This window comes from Vibrio sp. 704 (genome assembly GCF_033339295.1).
The window spans coordinates 76,913-95,556 of record NZ_JAWOUH010000006.1; the positions used below are offsets into that span (position 1 = coordinate 76,913).

At 44.9% G+C, this 18,644-nt stretch carries 19 protein-coding genes; 11 read left to right on the plus strand and 8 right to left on the minus strand.

Features of this window, described 5'->3' with window-relative positions; translation table 11 throughout:
* Positions 1 to 28 precede the first annotated feature (28 nt).
* Positions 29 to 229 carry a DUF1107 domain-containing protein gene (locus tag R7R24_RS10975; protein WP_005379612.1) on the minus strand — a complete coding sequence of 67 codons (201 nt, stop codon included), beginning with the start codon at positions 227 to 229 and terminating at the stop codon, positions 29 to 31.
* A gap of 215 nt (positions 230 to 444) precedes the next feature.
* Between R7R24_RS10975 and R7R24_RS10980 the strand changes: the two genes are divergently transcribed.
* From R7R24_RS10980 to R7R24_RS11010, 7 genes are all read left to right on the plus strand, one after another.
* Entirely contained in the window at positions 445 to 996 is a 552-nt protein-coding gene (locus tag R7R24_RS10980) for a YtfJ family protein (protein ID WP_005379610.1), read from the plus strand.
* Positions 997 to 1,223: 227 nt separating this feature from the next.
* A complete protein-coding gene (locus tag R7R24_RS10985; RefSeq protein ID WP_005379608.1) occupies positions 1,224 to 1,523 on the plus strand; it encodes a DUF2607 family protein in 300 nt (99 codons plus the stop codon).
* Positions 1,524 to 1,657: 134 nt separating this feature from the next.
* Positions 1,658 to 2,311: a zinc uptake protein ZrgA gene (gene zrgA, locus R7R24_RS10990; protein ID WP_025768357.1), complete on the plus strand. Its 654-nt coding sequence runs from the start codon at positions 1,658 to 1,660 to the stop codon at positions 2,309 to 2,311.
* A gap of 52 nt (positions 2,312 to 2,363) precedes the next feature.
* A complete protein-coding gene (locus R7R24_RS10995; RefSeq protein WP_025768356.1) occupies positions 2,364 to 3,092 on the plus strand; it encodes an ABC transporter ATP-binding protein in 729 nt (242 codons plus the stop codon).
* Positions 3,089 to 4,348: an ABC transporter permease gene (locus R7R24_RS11000; RefSeq protein WP_053306844.1), complete on the plus strand. Its 1,260-nt coding sequence runs from the start codon at positions 3,089 to 3,091 to the stop codon at positions 4,346 to 4,348. The genes R7R24_RS10995 and R7R24_RS11000 overlap by 4 nt, the downstream gene beginning before the upstream one ends.
* Positions 4,349 to 4,352: 4 nt before the next feature.
* Positions 4,353 to 4,847 (plus strand): DUF3299 domain-containing protein, encoded by a 495-nt coding sequence (locus tag R7R24_RS11005; RefSeq protein ID WP_005379600.1) that lies wholly within the window; start codon positions 4,353 to 4,355, stop codon positions 4,845 to 4,847.
* A 322-nt stretch (positions 4,848 to 5,169) separates the two neighbouring features.
* A complete protein-coding gene (locus R7R24_RS11010) occupies positions 5,170 to 6,075 on the plus strand; it encodes a TIGR03899 family protein (protein WP_005379599.1) in 906 nt (301 codons plus the stop codon).
* A gap of 89 nt (positions 6,076 to 6,164) precedes the next feature.
* Here R7R24_RS11010 and cysC read toward each other — a convergent pair whose 3' ends face one another.
* From cysC to cobA, 5 genes are all read right to left on the minus strand, one after another.
* Entirely contained in the window at positions 6,165 to 6,782 is a 618-nt protein-coding gene (gene cysC, locus R7R24_RS11015) for an adenylyl-sulfate kinase (RefSeq protein ID WP_005379598.1), read from the minus strand.
* 24 nt (positions 6,783 to 6,806) lie between these two features.
* On the minus strand, positions 6,807 to 8,531 hold the full coding sequence (locus R7R24_RS11020; RefSeq protein WP_047101907.1) for an SLC13 family permease: 1,725 nt from the start codon (positions 8,529 to 8,531) through the stop codon (positions 6,807 to 6,809).
* Between the two features lie 251 nt (positions 8,532 to 8,782).
* The gene (cysN, locus tag R7R24_RS11025) at positions 8,783 to 10,213 is read right to left on the minus strand and encodes a sulfate adenylyltransferase subunit CysN (protein WP_047101905.1); all 1,431 of its coding nucleotides are present in this window, start codon (positions 10,211 to 10,213) and stop codon (positions 8,783 to 8,785) included.
* Between the two features lie 18 nt (positions 10,214 to 10,231).
* Positions 10,232 to 11,140 carry a sulfate adenylyltransferase subunit CysD gene (gene cysD, locus R7R24_RS11030; protein WP_005379592.1) on the minus strand — a complete coding sequence of 303 codons (909 nt, stop codon included), beginning with the start codon at positions 11,138 to 11,140 and terminating at the stop codon, positions 10,232 to 10,234.
* A gap of 59 nt (positions 11,141 to 11,199) precedes the next feature.
* A complete protein-coding gene (cobA, locus tag R7R24_RS11035) occupies positions 11,200 to 12,075 on the minus strand; it encodes a uroporphyrinogen-III C-methyltransferase (protein ID WP_031780800.1) in 876 nt (291 codons plus the stop codon).
* Positions 12,076 to 12,350: 275 nt separating this feature from the next.
* Between cobA and cpdB the strand changes: the two genes are divergently transcribed.
* Both cpdB and R7R24_RS11045 read left to right on the plus strand, forming a co-directional pair.
* Entirely contained in the window at positions 12,351 to 14,312 is a 1,962-nt protein-coding gene (cpdB, locus tag R7R24_RS11040) for a 2',3'-cyclic-nucleotide 2'-phosphodiesterase (protein ID WP_054579271.1), read from the plus strand.
* A 97-nt stretch (positions 14,313 to 14,409) separates the two neighbouring features.
* On the plus strand, positions 14,410 to 14,988 hold the full coding sequence (locus tag R7R24_RS11045) for a Crp/Fnr family transcriptional regulator (RefSeq protein ID WP_054579272.1): 579 nt from the start codon (positions 14,410 to 14,412) through the stop codon (positions 14,986 to 14,988).
* Positions 14,989 to 15,041: 53 nt separating this feature from the next.
* Here R7R24_RS11045 and dbpA read toward each other — a convergent pair whose 3' ends face one another.
* Positions 15,042 to 16,421: an ATP-dependent RNA helicase DbpA gene (gene dbpA / locus R7R24_RS11050; RefSeq protein WP_054579273.1), complete on the minus strand. Its 1,380-nt coding sequence runs from the start codon at positions 16,419 to 16,421 to the stop codon at positions 15,042 to 15,044.
* A 142-nt stretch (positions 16,422 to 16,563) separates the two neighbouring features.
* On the opposite strand from dbpA, the gene R7R24_RS11055 reads away from it, so the two are divergent.
* The gene (locus R7R24_RS11055) at positions 16,564 to 17,025 is read left to right on the plus strand and encodes a GNAT family N-acetyltransferase (protein WP_017820295.1); all 462 of its coding nucleotides are present in this window, start codon (positions 16,564 to 16,566) and stop codon (positions 17,023 to 17,025) included.
* A 91-nt stretch (positions 17,026 to 17,116) separates the two neighbouring features.
* Here the strand turns inward: R7R24_RS11055 and R7R24_RS11060 are convergent, their stop codons facing one another.
* Complete coding sequence (locus R7R24_RS11060) at positions 17,117 to 17,713, minus strand: LysM-like peptidoglycan-binding domain-containing protein (protein ID WP_017820296.1); 597 nt, start codon at positions 17,711 to 17,713, stop codon at positions 17,117 to 17,119.
* A 232-nt stretch (positions 17,714 to 17,945) separates the two neighbouring features.
* Here R7R24_RS11060 and R7R24_RS11065 point away from each other — a divergent pair, with 232 nt between their 5' ends.
* A complete protein-coding gene (locus tag R7R24_RS11065) occupies positions 17,946 to 18,566 on the plus strand; it encodes an FKBP-type peptidyl-prolyl cis-trans isomerase (protein ID WP_005383137.1) in 621 nt (206 codons plus the stop codon).
* Positions 18,567 to 18,644: the final 78 nt, after the last annotated feature.

Consider the following 18,644-nt stretch of genomic DNA (forward strand, 5'->3'; position numbering starts at 1 on the left):
TTCTAAATCTAAGTGGGTACCAAGCTAACTAAGCCGATAATGATGCTATCACTTGGTTGACTTCTTTAAAGATGGTGAGCCTTTTATGATCGTTGACGTCAGGTAGTAACACTTTGCCATTGTCGAACTGAAAACAGCCAACCCCAACAATAAAAAATTGACCTTTGAACAACGTTTTAACAAAACGGGCCACTTGTAATGGTCGATATACAGCAAACTCACGTAGCATAACTCACCTCAATTCCTTTGAGAAAACACGGATTGCTTATTTTTCCTCTGCAATCTTAATGCGCAATTTGCGACGGAACTCATTTTAGCAAATTCTAAATATAACGCAAGATTACACCACTCCATACGTTAAATAAATGTTATCAACGGTCCTACAAATTTCTAGGATCTGGATATATACTGGAAGCTTCCAAACCTCGTACGGAATATAACAATATGAAAACTAAGACTCTCCTACCTCTATTACTGGCCTTAACGCCAAGCTTGACCTTTGCACACAACTTGTCCGTGGGAAAAAGCGTTCCTCCTGTCAATGTTGCCGCTTACGGCGAGATTGTTTTACAAGGCGAAGGCGTTGCATACCAACCCTGGGCAACTCAACATATGCAAGGCAAAGTTCGTGTCATTCAAGCCATTGCAGGCCGTAGCAGTTCAAAAGAGATGAATGCCCCTTTAATGTCAGCAATAACAGCGGCAAATTTTCCACAAGAAAGCTACCAGACGACGACTATCATCAACCAAGATGATGCAATTTGGGGGACAGGCTCTTTCGTGAAGTCTTCAGCTCAAGACAGTAAAAAAGAGTTTCCTTGGTCATCCATGGTTCTTGATGAAAATGGCGTAGTTGCTAATACTTGGGACCTGAAAGAAGAAAGTTCGGCCATTATTGTTCAAGACAAAACGGGCAAAATTCTGTTCGTCAAAGAGGGCGCACTTGAGCAAGATGAGATAACAAAAGTCATTGAGCTTATTAAACAGAACATCTAGCTTCATTGAATGGCTCCTTGCTCTTGTTGTAAGGAGCTATATGAATTTGATTAGAAGCATGGGCAGTGATAACTCTGCTCTTTATAAGTGCGACACTTCCATCAGAGAGTATTACCAATATTTTTCGGCACGTATGTGTGGAGTTAAATTTTTCTGCTAGCCAACAAAAGAGTGAACTTTTATTCATTATGGGTGTTATATTATAACAGTCGGTAAGAGGAGCTCAGATGTACCACCACCAGCAAAAAACACTAAGATATTGGTATCGCACTGCTTTATTTTTCAGTGTTGCGTTGCTGATCGCTTGGAACTTTGCGGTTGTACTTCATCAAGTCGATCTGACGCCCGACCATCATACCCATCATCATTGCCAATTATTTTCTGGTGTTCAGCACGGTATAGCAAAGGTACAACCTACCCTCTCTACACCGACTTTTACGCGCGCCCAGCATCATCATGTTTTTTTGCATCTCGTGTACGGCGAAGAAGTTCTTGGCGCTGCTCGTGCCCCTCCTTATTTTGCTTAATTTCCAAACTATTCCACACTCAAAATTATTGAGTTCATTTCCGCACCTAGTGTGTCAGGGAACAATAACTTAGTGAAACTCGAATCTGAGCAATACCGCCTTTGGTTAATGCCAGTAAAATTAGGAAAAATACAATGTCATCAAAACACGTTTTAGCCCTTGCTATTGGCCTCACTTTATCGACAGCAGCGAATGCAAACGAATACCGCCAGCATGGTGCTCATGTGCATGGTCACGTCGAGTTTAATATCGCCCAAGATGGCAAAGATCTGTTAGTAGAGATCACAGCTCCTGGAGCTGATGTTGTGGGTTTCGAACATGCTCCAGAAAACGCACAACAAGAGCAAGCGCTTAAACAAGCCGTCGCTACACTCGAAGACAGCAACGCATTGTTCGCTATTAACTCACAAGCTGATTGTAATGTTGAAGAAGCTTACGTGAGCCACAACCTAAGCGAAACTCATGAGGAACATGATCATAGTGAGCACGACCATGATGACCATGCACATCACGATCATGAAGGACACGAACACCATGATCATAATGAACATCATGATAAACATGACCACCATGACGATCATGATGAGGCGCACGATCATGGCGGTCACGGTGAATTTTCGGTGCAATATCGCTTCAATTGCGAACAAGTTAATCAGCTTAGCCAAATCCAAACCGATTGGTTTAACCAATTCCCAACTACAGAGTCCATCAGCGTCAATATATTCACTGATACCATGCAATCAGCAATTAAATTAAGCAAAGATAACACCCAAATCGTAATCAAATAACACGAGTGGCGTGTAAGTACCCACTTACACGCCACAGCTTTGGTGATTTAATATGACTGAAACCACACCAAATGTTGTCGAGCTAGAGGATGCCCAATTTTTCTGGCCCGGTTCAACCAACCCAACCATCCACATCCCCAAATTACACATTACACAAGGCGAGCATGTGTTTATCAAAGGTCCAAGTGGCTGCGGTAAATCGACCTTGCTCGCTTTGTTGACGGGGATTAACACATTAACTTCAGGCTCTCTATCTGTACTCGATACTGACCTTGCTAGTTTAAGTGCCAGTCAGAGAGACCGCTTTCGCGCCAATCATATTGGCTACATCTTTCAACAGTTCAATTTATTGCCGTACCTTAACGTACTTGAAAACGTACTATTGCCATGTCAGTTCAGTAAAATACGACGTGACCGTGCCCATTTAGGTGCCTCATCTCAAACGTTAGATGAACAGGCTCAGGCCCTACTAGAACGACTGCACTTGCCAAACGAGCTTCATACACGCCCTGTCTCTGAATTGAGTATTGGTCAACAACAACGTGTGGCTGCGGCTCGAGCTCTGATAGGACATCCAGAGTTAGTGATCGCTGACGAACCAACCTCAGCTTTAGACTATGACAATCGTAAAGCATTTATTGAGCTCCTTATGGAGCAAGCGAATCAAGCCAATGCCACACTGGTATTCGTTAGCCACGACCCAACACTCGAACCCTTATTCGATCGCACGCTCAATCTACCCGACATTAATCAAGTATCTAGCCTAGGAGCCATATCATGAGTGCTGTTGTAAAGCTCGCCTGGAAAAGCTTGATGAACCGCAAAGCGACGGCAATTCTAACCATCATGACCGTTGCGATTTCTGTGGTACTCCTCTTGGGCGTCGAGCGTATCCGAACTCAAGCCAAGGATAGCTTCGCCAATACAATTTCAGGCACAGACCTCATTATTGGTGGACGCTCTGGGCAAGTGAACCTATTGCTCTATTCTGTGTTTCGTATTGGTAATGCGACCAACAACATCGATTGGAAAAGCTACCAAGAGTTTGCCAATCATCGTTCAGTCGATTGGGCTATTCCAATCTCGCTTGGCGACTCGCATAAAGGCTTCCGAGTTATGGGAACCAATCACAGTTACTTTGAGCATTACAAGTTTGGAAGTAAGCAACCACTAACATTTGGCAAGGGTAGAGAATTCAATGGTTTATTTGAAACCGTGCTAGGTTCTGATGTCGCTAAACAACTTGGTTATGATATCGGTAGCGAAATCATCATTGCCCACGGCATTAGCGACGTTGGCTTTAGCCGTCATGACAATCTGCCATTTAAAGTTGTCGGTATCCTTGCACCTACAGGAACACCAGTCGACAAAACTGTCCATGTATCATTGGAAGCCATCGAAGCCATTCACGTCGGATGGGAAAGTGGTGCGCGTTTGGGCCCGACACCCAAGGCACAAGATCTCAAAAACAGAGACTTTCAGCCCAAACAAATTACCGCTATGCTCGTTGGTTTGAAATCTCGTATTCAAACTTTCGCCCTGCAAAGACAAATTAACACCTACCCCAAAGAGCCGCTCAGCGCCATTATGCCCGGCGTTGCGTTGCATGAGTTATGGGGAATGATGTCGGTTGCAGAGCAAGCCCTAATGGCAGTATCTGGTTTTGTCGTGATCGCAGGGTTGTTAGGTATGTTAAGCAGTCTATTAACTAGCCTACAGGAACGCCGCCGTGAAATGGCGATTTTGCGTGCCATGGGAGCAAGGCCTCGTCATGTTTTCTCACTCTTAATTAGTGAAGCCAGCTTGCTTACTGCTGCTGGTATTATTACTGGCGTTACTGGGCTGTATGCCATTCTTGCTATCGCGCAGCCGATCATCCAACAGCACTATGGAATACATCTCACCTTAAGCATCTTATCTACTTATGAGTGGATGCTATTAGGTTTCGTACAATGCGCTGGTATTGTGATTGGTTTCATTCCCGCACTCCGCGCCTACCGACAGTCACTGAGTGACGGAATGACAATAAGGATTTAATAAAATGTGGAAAAAAATACTCGCAAGTTGCTTGCTGGTCGTCGCATTCACAGCGCCTGTTATGGCCAGCGAAGAACCATTAAAGCTTGACTGGATTGACCTTGTTCCAGAAAAAGAGCGTAAATTGTTCGACAGTATAGGCATGCCCGCATCTGATCACAGTGGTGGCGCAGCCCAGCAGTCCAAGATTGGTAACGTTCGACCAGAACTGAACGGAAGCCAAGTTAAAATTCCGGGGTTTGTTATCCCACTTGAAGGTGATGCCGATACCGTCACCGAATTTTTATTGGTGCCATATTTTGGAGCTTGTATTCACGTGCCACCACCGCCTCCAAACCAGATCATTTACGTGAAGTTTCCGAAAGGCGCGCCTGTTCAAGAGTTGTGGGATGTTATATATGTGGTTGGAACGTTGAAAACCGAGACGATAAACCACGAACTGGCAGAAACGGCTTACGTTATTGAGGGATCAGAAATAGAAGCCTACGACGATATGTAATTTAAGTCGTCGATAAGCCTCGCTACACCTAAGGCGTCACACTGGCGCCTTTTTTAGCTTTGTGCTACACGATATAACGAGATAAATACGCTAACACGCCCACATAAATAACCAAAAGAAACGCTATCGACAGGTGCTTTTTGAGTTTACCTGCTTCTGAGAACTTCATAGCCCCTCCAAAATAACGATAACAATTTTAACAACTCATTATCATTTTGAATAGCCCTATTCGTTCAAAAACTGAGAACTCCTGTCTGGTCGCTTGGTCAGATAAGGTGTAAATTTAAACGTGCGAACCGCGCAGTTCTTGGTAGGAAAACGAATGGCAGACCCGACAAAGCAACCTGTTGTCATCGAACATCAGTCAGACACAAAAAAAAATACGCAACAAGAAAAGAAACAAGGCTACATAAAAGACAGTGCTAGTAAGGTAAAAACCATAGCCCAAATACACGGTCTTGACGCCTTACTGCAAACCGAACCGCCAGCCAAATCTGCGTTTGAAAGAGCCCAATTGCGAGAGCAACGACGCCAAGAACAGCGACAAAAAAACTTAGAACAGATTTTAAAATTAGCGCACAGTTCATGCCGAGATGAGACAGCGGGAGAGCCAGACCAAGATTGGTTGCATCGATTTTTTGAGATGGCTCAAGACATCCATAACAGCGCGATGCAAAAGCTATGGGCTCAAGTGATGAAGCGTGAAGTGACCAATCCGGGTTCAACGTCCATGAAAGCGTTGAAAACCCTCAAGGATATGTCACCAAAGGAAGCACAAACTCTGCAAAGAGCCGCCTCTTTAGCGTGCAGTTTTGGAGGGGATCACAGCAGAAAACTGCTGATTGGTTACAAAGCCCAAGGAGGCATATTTAGCTTCGGCAAGCGAGACGTCGCTAACAGCCTAAATATGGGAAGTTTTCAACTGCCGTATTCAAGCTTGTTGCTCTTAATTGAATTAGGGCTGCTGCACAGTGCCGAACTTGAATCTGGCGAAATTAGTATCGAAACACCGTTGGTCCTCACCTACCAAGGTAAAAACTTGTCACTGAACGTAAACAGTAAAGGTGTCCGCCTTTTATATTACCGCTTCACACCCACAGGCAATGAGCTCTGTACCTTGCTCGGAAACAAACCACATGCCGAATACTACGATCAAATGCTTGCACTGTTAAATCATAGATTTAGTGTCCATAGTGAAGCTAAAAGTACGGTTCATCATACCGTCTAGCCAGCTTGAGAAGCATTTGATCACCTATGATCCAAATACTTCTCCAGCTGCTCAAAGAGCTTTAGGTCACCTATGATCTAAATGCTTTTTTATCGGATCACACCGCGTTGTTTAAGATCGATTAAGCACAAATCCACCAGCTCATCGACACTCTTTTCTCCCGCGGGCAAATCGATTTCAGGGTTCTCTGGCGCTTGATATTCCGAATCAATACCAGTGAAATTAGGAATCTCTCCCGCACGGGCTTTACGGTATAAACCCTTAGGATCTCGACCTTCGCAAACCTCTAGAGATGCATTGACATACACTTCGATAAACTCGCCTTCTGGCAATAAATCGCGCACTAACTTCCGCTCTGCACGATGCGGTGAAATAAACGCCGACAGAACAATTAAACCCGCATCTGCCATCAACTTCGCCAGTTCACCAATACGACGAATGTTCTCGCGACGGTCCTGTTCAGAAAAACCTAAATCGCTACACAAACCATGTCGTACATTGTCACCATCCAATAAATAGGTGTGGTAACCCAATGCTGCAAGGCGATTTTCCAACGCCCCCGCTACGGTTGATTTACCCGCTCCAGATAAGCCAGTGAACCACAATACGGCAGGTTTTTGCTTCTTTAATTCAGCACGAAACTGTTTATCAACCGAATGCTGGTGCCAAACAATGTTTTCATCTTTTACCGTCGTTTCGGCAGTCATAACGTATCCTTGTAAATATCGGAATTAAAACGGGAAAAAGACCGGGATCAAAGTAAGTACTAATACAGAGTACACAATCGAAATTGGCACTCCAATTCTCACGTAGTCGGTCAATTTGTAATTTCCTACGCTGTACACCAGCAGGTTAGTTTGGTAACCGTAGGGAGAGATAAAGCTCGCACTCGCGCCGAACAAAACCGCCATGATGAATGGCATCGGATCCACGCCATAACCCACCGCCATGCTATAGCCGATAGGAAAAGAAAGCGCAGCCGCGGCATTGTTTGTCACCAATTCAGTGAGTACCAATGTCATGATATAAGTCGCCACCAAGGCACCAAATACTCCCCAGCCATTAAACGCTTCAATAAACATCACTCCCATTCTTTCTGACAATCCAGAAGAGATCATCAGTTGAGCAATAGACAAAGCGGAACCGACAATCACGACGATATCGATCGGAAAACGGCGGCGCAGTTCTGAAATCTGCACAATACCAAACGCAATAAGCGCGATAAGGTACGCAGCTAGACCTTTAATAATCGGTACTAACTCTAATAGAGCGCATCCAATTACGGCTGCAAAGCCCAGTAATACAATGGAAGACTTATTCGTATCAAGCCGAGCGCTAGAGTCCAAGTCATGCACTAAAACAAACTCTTTACGATGAGCTCGGCGTTCAGACTCAAAACGCTTTCCTGGAACCAGAACTAACGTGTCCCCAGGCGCTAAGGTAATACTACCCAAGCCACCTTCTAGGCGTTCGTGGCCTCGGCGAATCGCCACAACAACGGCATCGAATCGGTCGCGGAATCGGCTCTCTTTGAGGGTTTTGTAGCAAAATGTCGCCGACGAGCTCACCACAACTTCGATAAAGTTTTGCCCATTTAAGTGCTGCTGACCAAACAACTTGAGGCCCGGAATTTCTTGCAGGGTCGCGACGCTCTCAACATCGCCACAAAATAACAGGCGGTCTTTTGCATTGAGCACAAAATCCGGTCCCACAGAAGAAACAGTAACACCATCGCGCACCACTTCTGCAAGAAACAGTTTGCGCAGCGCACGTAAATTATTCTCGCTGATCGTACGCCCAACTAGCGGTGAGCCTGGCTCAACGCGAGACTCAAGAAAGTAAGGTAAATCTTCTTGACTTTGATCATCATAATTCGGTAGCAAGTAGCTCAGTGGGATAAGAATCAGCATCCCTCCCACCAGCACAGCCAAACCTATCATCGTAGGTGTAAAAAAGCTCAGGCTCGGTAAGCCTGCGTCTTCGACAAAGCTGTTGATGATTAAGTTAGTCGACGTACCAATCAAAGTTAACGTGCCACCAAAAATGGCGGCATAAGACAAGGGAATAAGTAATTTCGAAGGTGCATGCTGCTGATTACGCTTAATCGCCCCAATCAATGAGACAACCACAGCGGTATTATTCGTAAATGAAGAAAGCAAGGCGGTCGACACACCGAGCTTAGCAATCACGCTGCCTAACTGACCCTCAGAGATACTTCGGCTCACCCAACTGATCAGCAGTGTTTTTTCTAGAGCACAGGATGCAAGAATCAATAGAACCAGGGTTAACAATGAAGAGTTGGTAAAATTGGATGCGATAGTGGCTGAATCCATCATCCCAGCCATGAATGCAATAAAAGCGGCACCCGCAAAGACGTAACTAGGCTTAATTTTCGTGACAAGCAAGCAAGTGATAATGCCAAGCAAAATCGCTAACACAAACCCTTGTTCCCACATAGCCTTTCCTTACCAAATAGCCCCAAAGGGCACAACAACGACTCATTTATCCATGAAACACCGACAAACGAGTAAACAGACAAAAATCAGCGCAAGCGAAAAGAACATCAGAATGCTCGGTTTTCTTGGGCTCCACCGAAGCATTCTGGTATTAGGAGAATACCTAACGACATTTCGCAATTCAGTTAGGTAGCGACGCCCCAAGTACAACAGCAGACAGAGCCTGAAATTATCGTACTTGGGTAAGCCAGTTACTTTTTCAGAAACTGGCTGACGTCTTTTGCTTCCCAGTGTGGGAAGTGTTTACGGACAAGCGCATTAAGCTCAACTTCAAACGCAGAGATGCCCGTCAAATCGCGCTCAACCACGGCGAGGCTCTCTTTAACCATGCCAGCACCAACCGTCACGTTTGTCAGACGATCGATAATGATAAAGCCACCGGTATCTGCACAGTCTTGATAATTGTCCAGCGCGACTGACTCATTAAGAGACCATTCACACAAACCAATACCATTCAATGGCAGCTCTGCCGAGCTATGAGTCGAGAGATTATTAATGTCATATTGATGACGAATCGCTTCAACATGACCTACGGTTTTCTTACCTGCGATTTTGATGTCATAGTCACGACCCGGTTGCAGGGGGTGCTCTGTCATCCATACCACATCGGCAAGCAAATGGTTTGTGGTTTCCACTTGAGCATTATCTAGAACAATCAAATCGCCACGGCTAATATCGATCTCATCGCTTAGCGTCAGAGTGACAGCTAATCCGGCACGAGCTTCTTCGATATCACCATCAAAGGTCACAATACGAGCCACAGTTGACGTTTTACCCGATGGCAATGCTTTAATGGCATCACCGACTTTGATCGAACCAGAAGAAATGGTCCCCGCAAAACCACGGAAATCGAGGTTAGGACGATTAACGTATTGCACAGGGAAGCGGAATTCACCCGCGCCTTTTTCTTGATCCACATCGACCGTTTCAAGAAGCTCAAGCAATGATGGGCCTTTAAACCAAGTCAGGTTTTGGCCTTTATCCACCACATTGTCCCCTTCAAGCGCTGAGATCGGGATGATTTGAATATCAATATCCCCTGTCAGATTCTCAGAGAACTTCAAATACTCGTCGCGGATCTCTTCAAAGCGCTCTTGGGAGTAATCCACTAAGTCCATCTTGTTGATCGCCACAACAAAGTGCTTCAAACCCAACAGGTTGGAAATGAAAGAATGACGACGAGTTTGATCGAGAATGCCCTTACGTGCATCAACCAGAATCACAGCTAAGTCACATGTCGATGCACCTGTAGCCATGTTACGTGTGTACTGCTCGTGTCCAGGGGTATCTGCAATGATGAATTTACGTTTCTGCGTCGAGAAATAGCGGTAAGCCACATCAATCGTGATCCCCTGCTCACGCTCAGCTTGTAAGCCATCGACCAACAACGCAAGGTCGGGCTTTTCACCCGTGGTACCCACACGTTGGCTGTCTGAGTGCACTGCTGCTAGCTGATCTTCATAAATTTGTTTTGAGTCATGGAGTAAGCGACCGATTAATGTACTTTTACCGTCATCCACCGAGCCACAAGTCAAGAATCTAAGTAACGACTTGTACTGGTGTTGTGTTAAATAGCCTTCGATACCAAGCTCGGCTAATTGAGCTTCAACTGCACTGTTCATTATCTTTCCTTAGATCCTTTAGAAGTAACCTTGACGTTTCTTAAGCTCCATCGATCCTGACTGATCGTGGTCGATCGCTCGGCCTTGGCGCTCACTCGACGTTGCCACCAGCATCTCTTCGATAATGCCAGTTAAAGTGTTTGCTTCAGACTCGATGGCCCCGGTCAATGGATAACAACCAAGGGTACGGAAGCGCACACTCTTCTCTTCAATCACTTCACCCGGTTGAAGCTCCATACGATCATCATCAACCATGATCAGCATGCCATCGCGTTCAACAACTGGGCGTTTGTCCGCGAGGTAAAGCGGCACGATCTCGATGTTTTCTAAATAGATGTATTGCCAGATATCAAGCTCAGTCCAGTTAGACAGCGGGAATACACGAATGCTCTCACCCTTATTAACCTGACCGTTGTACGTCTTCCATAGCTCAGGACGTTGGTTTTTAGGGTCCCATGTATGGTTCTTATCGCGGAATGAATACACGCGCTCTTTCGCCCGTGATTTCTCTTCGTCGCGGCGCGCACCACCAAAGGCCGCATCAAAACCGTACTTGTTCAGCGCTTGTTTTAAGCCTTGAGTCTTCATGATGTCAGTGTGCTTAGAAGAACCATGAACAAACGGACTACAGCCCATGGCTAGACCTTCTGGATTCTTATGTACCAAAAGCTCAAAACCGTATTTGGCCGCGGTGCGATCACGAAATTCAATCATCTCGCGGAACTTCCAATCGGTGTCAACATGCAGCAATGGAAATGGAATCTTACCTGGGTAAAAAGCTTTACGCGCAAGGTGCAGCATCACTGATGAGTCTTTACCAATCGAATACATCATGACTGGGTTATCAAACTCAGCCGCAACTTCACGGATGATGTGGATACTCTCCGCTTCGAGTTGTTTAAGGTGAGTTAAACGTTGTTGGTCCATGTTTTGTATTTCCTTTTTAAGCTTGAAGGCGCATTACGTCTCTAATCTTTGGTCTGAAATTATATGGAGTTGGCAATAGCACTTTTGTTGAATTCAGTACTAGACAAAAACCAGTCTAACTTTTGAGACAGTCGCACTACCTCTCCGACAACAATCAAAGATGGCGACTGTGCTTCCTTCGATAAATCAGAGAGTTGGGAGAGTTCTCCCGTAAATACTTTTTGTTGAATCTGCGTGCCACGCTCAATAATGGCAATCGGAGTCGACGCTGAACGACCATGCTTAATGAGTTGATTCTGAATATAGTGTGATTTCATCAGCCCCATGTAGATCACTAAAGTCTGATTCCCACGCGCCAAAGTGGACCAATCCATCTCATCACTTTCTTCTTTCAAGTGGCCAGTCACAAAGATGGCCGATTGCGCATAATCACGATGAGTCAGTGGAATACCAGCATAAGCGGTTGCGCCAGCTGCTGCGGTAATGCCAGGGACAACTTGAAAACGAACGCCGGCATCAGCAAGCACTTCTAACTCTTCACCACCACGACCGAATACAAACGGATCCCCACCTTTAATGCGCACTACTTTGTAGCCCTGCTTGGCAAAATCCACCAAAAGCTGATTCGTCTTCTCCTGCGGCACACTGTGATGCCCAGCTCGCTTCCCAACGCACACCAAAATCGTATCGCTTGGAATCAATGCCATGATTTCTTCAGACACCAAGTAGTCGTACAAAACCACATCAGCTTGCTGCAAGCAGTTCAGTGCTTTCACCGTCAGAAGTTCAGGATCGCCTGGTCCTGCACCTACTAAGGCGACTTCACCAGGCTGTAGCGATTGCTTTGCAAAACGAGTAACACCAGCGACTGGGTTGTCAGAAACTAACCGGGGCTTTGGTTTAGGAAAAGAAGTGACTGAATCGTTCGTTGCCATGTGCTTGCTCATCGTCCATTGATATCGTTATGCAAGCATTATGGCGGGGCGTTTATATTACCTGAAATTCTAAAATTTCATTTTTTATTCAAAAATCTGCTAAGAAGTTTTTGTTTGGTCTCATTCAAAAGCGTGAAAAAGTCGGCGGTTAATATGAATAAGGTTCAGTAAACTGATTAATGTTCACAGTTTTCTGTATCTTTATCATCGAGTTGCATCTGTGTTTGATACATTACGCAGTACGATTTCCCCTTATCATTGAATTGGAGCACCAAATGAAAGTGGCAGTTCATCCTATTTCCCTCGCAGTATTAAGTGGCATGCTAACGCTTGCTGGCCCAGCAATGGCCGATACCATCAAGCTTCGTATTATCGAAACCACCGACATTCACACCAACGTGATGGATTACGATTACTACAAAGACCAACCATCACAGCAAATCGGTTTAAGTCGCGCAGCAACAATAGTGAAACAAGCTAAGTCCGAGGCAGAAAACACGGTACTAGTAGATAACGGTGATTTAATTCAGGGCAGCCCAATGGGCGATTACATGGCGGCAAAGGGGATTAATCCCGGCGACGTGCACCCAGTCTACAAAGCGATGAACCAGCTAGACTACGATGTGGGCAATATTGGCAATCATGAGTTCAACTATGGCTTAGATTTTCTACAAAAGACGTTGAAGGGGGCAAACTTCCCTTACATCAACGCAAACGTATTTGATAAACAAACCGGTGAGCATTACTTCAAGCCTTACCTCATCAAAACTCATACTTTTAAAGACACAAACGGCGAAGCGCATCAAATAAAAGTGGGTTACATCGGCTTTGTACCACCACAAATTATGGTGTGGGATAAGAAGAACTTAGAAGGCAAAGTCTTTGCTAAAGACATTAAGGAAACAGCAGAGAAACTGATTCCTCAAATGAAGAAAGAAGGCGCAGACGTGATTGTGGCGATTCCACACTCGGGCATTTCTACTGATCCATACAAGCTAGGCGCTGAAAACTCTGTTTACTACCTCACAGAAGTTGAAGGTATTGATGCAATTGCTTTTGGCCACTCTCACGCAGTCTTCCCAGGGAAAGACTTCGCAAACCTACCTGGTGTTGATATAGATAAAGGGACCATCAATGGTGTAACGTCCGTGATGCCGGGTCGCTGGGGAAGTCACGTAGGTGTGATGGATTTGATGCTGAAAGAGAAAGACGGCAGATGGCAAGTCGTCGAAGGCCAAGCAGAAGCACGCCCTATCTTCGATAAAGTAAATAAGAAGTCATTAGCTAAAGCCGATGAAGATATTGTGAAAGCGTTAGAAGAAGATCACAAAGGCACTCGTGAATTTGTAAACCAACCAATCGGCAAAGCAAATGATGTCATGTACAGCTTCTTGGCATTAGTGCAGGACGACCCCACCATTCAAATCGTTAACCTTGCTCAGAAAGACTACGTAGAACGCTTTATTCAAGGCGACCCAGACCTTTCTGACATTCCAGTACTGAGTGCGGCAGCACCATTTAAAGTCGGCGGTCGTAAGAACGATCCGAATAACTTTACAGAAGTAGAATCCGGTCAGCTCACCTTCCGTAATGCGGCCGATCTTTACTTATACCCAAACACCTTGGTTGCGATGAAAGTGAAAGGTAAAGAAGTTCGCGAATGGCTAGAGTGCAGTGCGGGTCAATTCAACCACATCGACATCAACAATCCTAAACCGCAATCTTTGATTGATTGGGATAATTTCCGTACTTACAACTTCGATGTTATTGATGGGGTTAACTACCAAATCGACGTTACCCAACCGCCGAAGTACGATGCGGATTGTAAAGTGATTAATCCAGCTTCTCAGCGCATTGTGAATCTGACGTTCAATGGTAAGCCTGTCAATCCGAAGCAAGATTTCATCATCGCAACCAATAACTACCGTGCTTATAGCAATACTTTCCCTGGTACAGGCCCAGATTTCATTGCATTTGACGCACCAGATGAAAACCGCTCTGTCGTCGCCACTTATATTTCTCGCGTGAGTGAAGAAAAAGGAGAAGTGACACCAAGCGCTGACAACAACTGGTCTTTCGCACCGATTAAGTCCGATAACAAGCTAGATATTCGTTTCGAAACATCCCCTAGCGATAAAGCGGCGCAGTTCATCAAAGAGAAAGGACAATACCCAATGAAACGCGTGTCAACAGACGACATTGGTTTCGCAATTTATCAAATCGATCTGAATAAATAAGGTTGATTTGACAACAACACTAAGCGGCTCTCATGAGCCGCTTTTTTGTTATCAATAAAACCCGTTAAAATAAAGAAAACCGTTTCCGAGTTATCACATGCACAGCGATCTTTTTTCAGACTTAGTCAAACATGGCTTTTTAGAGACAGAAGCAAACCAACTTATTGAAAATGGTGAGTTACTCGAACTGCCTACACGCCACATTCTTAATCACCAAGGGGAGTTTAGCTCACACCTTTACTTCATCATTGAGGGGTTATGCCACGCAAGCTATCTCACGGAGCACGGCAAAGAATTCAGTAAAGAATTTTATTGGGAGAAGGACTGGGTTATCGGGTTTGAGAGCATAATAAAGGACCAACCTTCGCCTTACTTATTGGAAACGCTGAGCGCTTGTCAGCTATTTTGCTTGCCAATTGAAACGTTGCATCACTGGCGAGCAGAAAAGCACGCCATTTACTTAAAGCTACTCGAAAACCAACTGGTTAATAAAGAGAATAAAGAACGCTTTATGTTGCTCCACTCTCCAGAAGAACGATATCAATTATTTTGCGCTCATTACCCAGATTTAAAGCAACGTATTACCGATAGTCAAGTTGCGGCCTACCTGGGCATTACGCCAATCAGTTTGAGTCGAATCAAAGCACGCTTAACCAAAGATCACACTCTCAAATAAACTCAAAAAAGAAAAAGCTCTTCAAACGAAGAGCTTTTTCTCTGCTATTTGAGCTAGTTAAGAATTCGCGCCCGGAATTGGCGCCCTTTCATCTTGCCGTTACTAATGGTCTGTAGAGCCTTTTTAGCCACAGACTTTTCGACGGCAACATAAGCGCGTACAGGGAATAGGTGGATCTTTCCGACTTGAGAGCCTGGAATACCATTTTTTCCTGTCAAACAACCTAAGATATCACCCGGTCGTACTTTCTGTTTCTTACCGCCATCAATGTTAATCGTCACCATCTTCGCTTGGTATGGCTGCTGATTTGATTTGGCAGGCAATGTTGCTGGTACCACGTCCATCTCTAGGTATTCTTCAATACGAGCTACACGTAAACCGTCTTTCTCACCAAAAAAGCTGAACGCTAAACCTTTACTACCCGCACGACCTGTACGACCAATACGGTGCACATGAACCTCAGGATCGCGCGATAGCTCAAAGTTAAACACAGCATCAAGATTATCAACGTCCAAACCACGCGCCGCAACGTCTGTTGCAACAAGGATAGACACACTCTTGTTAGCAAACTGCACCAATGCTTGGTCGCGTTCACGCTGCTCTAAGTCCCCATGGATATCGATAACGCTGAATCCTTTGTGATGCAACTCATCTGCGACACTTTGAACTTCTTTTTTGGTATTACAAAAAACCACCGCGGACTCTGGCTGGTGAGTCAGCAGCAAATTCGCCAACGCTTCATCACGTGCTTCCGAGCCTTCAACTTTATAGAAGTACTGCGCAATGCTTGAGGTATCATGCGTCGATTCCACCTTAATCACTTCCGGTGTCTGCATTATACGCTGCGCAATTTGCTCAATTTTTTCTGGAAAAGTAGCACTGAAAAGTAGAGTTTGACGCTGCTTTGGCGCTGCATCAATAATCGCATCTAATGCGTCTTGGAAACCCATGTCCAACATGCGATCAGCTTCATCTAGCACCAAGGTATTCAGTTCGCTAAGATCAATTCGGCCTTTCTCAAGGTGATCCAAAATACGACCAGGAGTACCAACTAGGATATGCGCACCATGCTCTAACGAACCAATTTGTGGCCCCATTGGCATCCCACCGCAGAGAGTAAGCACTTTAATATTATGAATGCCGCGACCTAAAGTACGAATTTCCTTCGCTACTTGATCTGCAAGCTCACGTGTTGGACACAATACTAATGACTGGACACGAAAGCGTTTGACGTTGAGGTTCGATAAAACCCCTAAACCAAATGCAGCGGTTTTACCTGAGCCCGTTTTACCCTGCCCGATGACATCACGATGTTTTAGGATTGCAGGCAAGCTCAAAGCTTGAATTGGCGTCATGTGGGTATAGTTCAGGGAATCAAGTGTGGCGAGTAACGCTGGGTTCAGCCCAACTTGATCGAATGTTTGTTTGCTCACGGGGATATCCTCAGGTGAGATGGAAAGAGGGCACATTATCACCAGATTTGGTGGGAAAACCAGTGCTAATTAACCTTTGTTAATGAGTATGAGCTCAAAACAAAGTAAAGTCAGTCACTCTATTCTCATTACGGATAACAACATGCTCACTTGGATTACTTTGCCCTTTGCTCAGCTAACAACCACACAGCTGTATGAAATGATGAAATTGCGTGTGGATGTATTCGTTGTTGAACAAACCTGCCCTTACCCTGAACTTGATGGTAAGGACACACTGGAAGGCGTTTATCATCTAATAGGCTATCACGGTGATGAACTGGTTGCTTGCGCAAGATTACTGCCCGCAGGCACTACGTATGACAATGTGAGTATTGGTCGAGTGGTGACAAAGCAGACCGCGCGAGGCGGTGGCTTAGGTCATAAGTTATTGGACAAGGCCTTGGCACAATGCGAAACATTATGGCCAGGACAGACAATAGATATAGGTGCTCAAGAACACCTCATCCAGTTTTATGCTAGTCATGGATTCAAGGTTATCTCAGAGTGCTATCTTGAAGATGGTATCCCTCATGTGGATATGCGGAAAGAGTCCGTAGCGCTATAAGTTTCAATTCGATTGGTTACTATGAAAACTAATCGAATTAAAAAACTAACTAAAAAGACGCGATATATTCGCGTCTTTTCATTTGAAGCGTTTACTTGTTACGCCCAAAGGTCCCATCCGACAAACGGAAAAACATAACGGACCGCCCGCTTTTTTCCAGCTGTAGCATATCTAACTCGCCTTCGTCACTAAGCTTAAAGCGAATCAACTGTCCCTGCTTTATTTGGCTTAGCGGCTTATCACTGCCTTCTATTTTGACCAGAGCGCTAAGATCCGCCATAGAGAGCTGATTACTTCTGAAAACCTGCGCTAATGTATCACCATTTTTAACCGTGTACTCTTTCCAATCTTCAGATTTCGGTCCAGAGTTCTGAGAGGTTCTCTGCTGGCTTAAACTCTGCGCGTTCAGCTCAATCGCTACGCGTTGATGATCGACCTCAGTCTGCTCAACTGGTTGATCTGTTTTATTTGGCAAAGGAATAACAAGGAGTACCAGAATCAATGGCACTAAGACCATCAAAGCACGCTGATGAAATTTAGGCAGACGCAACCAAAACTGCTTAACAGGCTGTATACGCTCCAACCATTGCTCTTTGTTGAACGGCTGCTTCCAGTCGATAGCAGCGAATTTTTGTTTAACCAATTCGACATAGTCGACTTGCTGCTTTTTCTTTCTGCGACGATTCATTGTAATGAGTCCCTTAATACTTCTACGGTCAGTATAAAAATACCGACGCGGAGAGTATATGTTTTTCACCAAACTAAAATGGAATTGGGATTAAATTAGCAGAAATTTCACTTGGAGTAAGAGATAAGTCACAACCTGGCCGCCTCAATTAAGCATTCAGTCGCAATCATTTAAACCTAAGCTCGAAACTGATATCCTGTTACCTTTATCACTCCTAATAAGAGCGACATTCATGTCTGAAATTAAATTTGAAACTGCAGAACAAAAAGCAAGCTACGGCATTGGTCTGCAAATGGGTCAGCAACTTGCAGGCTCTGGTCTTGAAGGTCTTAGCGTTGATGCTATCGCAGCAGGTATTGCAACAGCACTAACTGGTGACATGCCATCAATCGAAATTGATGAAATCAACAAAGCACTACAAGAACTTCACACTCGTGCAGAAACAGCTCGCCAAGAAGCAGCAAAAATTGCGGCAGCAGAAGGCGAAGCGTTCCTAAAAGACAACGCTCTACGACCTGAAGTTAACGTTCTAGACTCTGGTCTTCAGTACGAAATCATTTCTGAAGGTACTGGTGCAGTTCCTACAGCAGAAAGCTCAGTTCGCGTTCACTACCACGGTGAGCTAACTGACGGTACTGTATTCGATAGCTCTGTATCTCGCGGTCAACCTGCTGAATTCCCTGTTACAGGTGTAATCAAAGGTTGGGTAGAGGCACTACAACTAATGCCTGTTGGCTCTAAGTGGAAGCTATACGTACCACAAGATCTTGCGTACGGTGAGCGTGGCGCTGGTGCGGCTATCCCTCCATTTGCAGCTTTAGTTTTCGAAGTAGAACTATTAGATATTATCTAATTGAAACCATTTTCAATTATGATTAAATAAAACGGCGCACTAGCGCCGTTTTTTTGTCTAAACTGAATAGACTTTCTC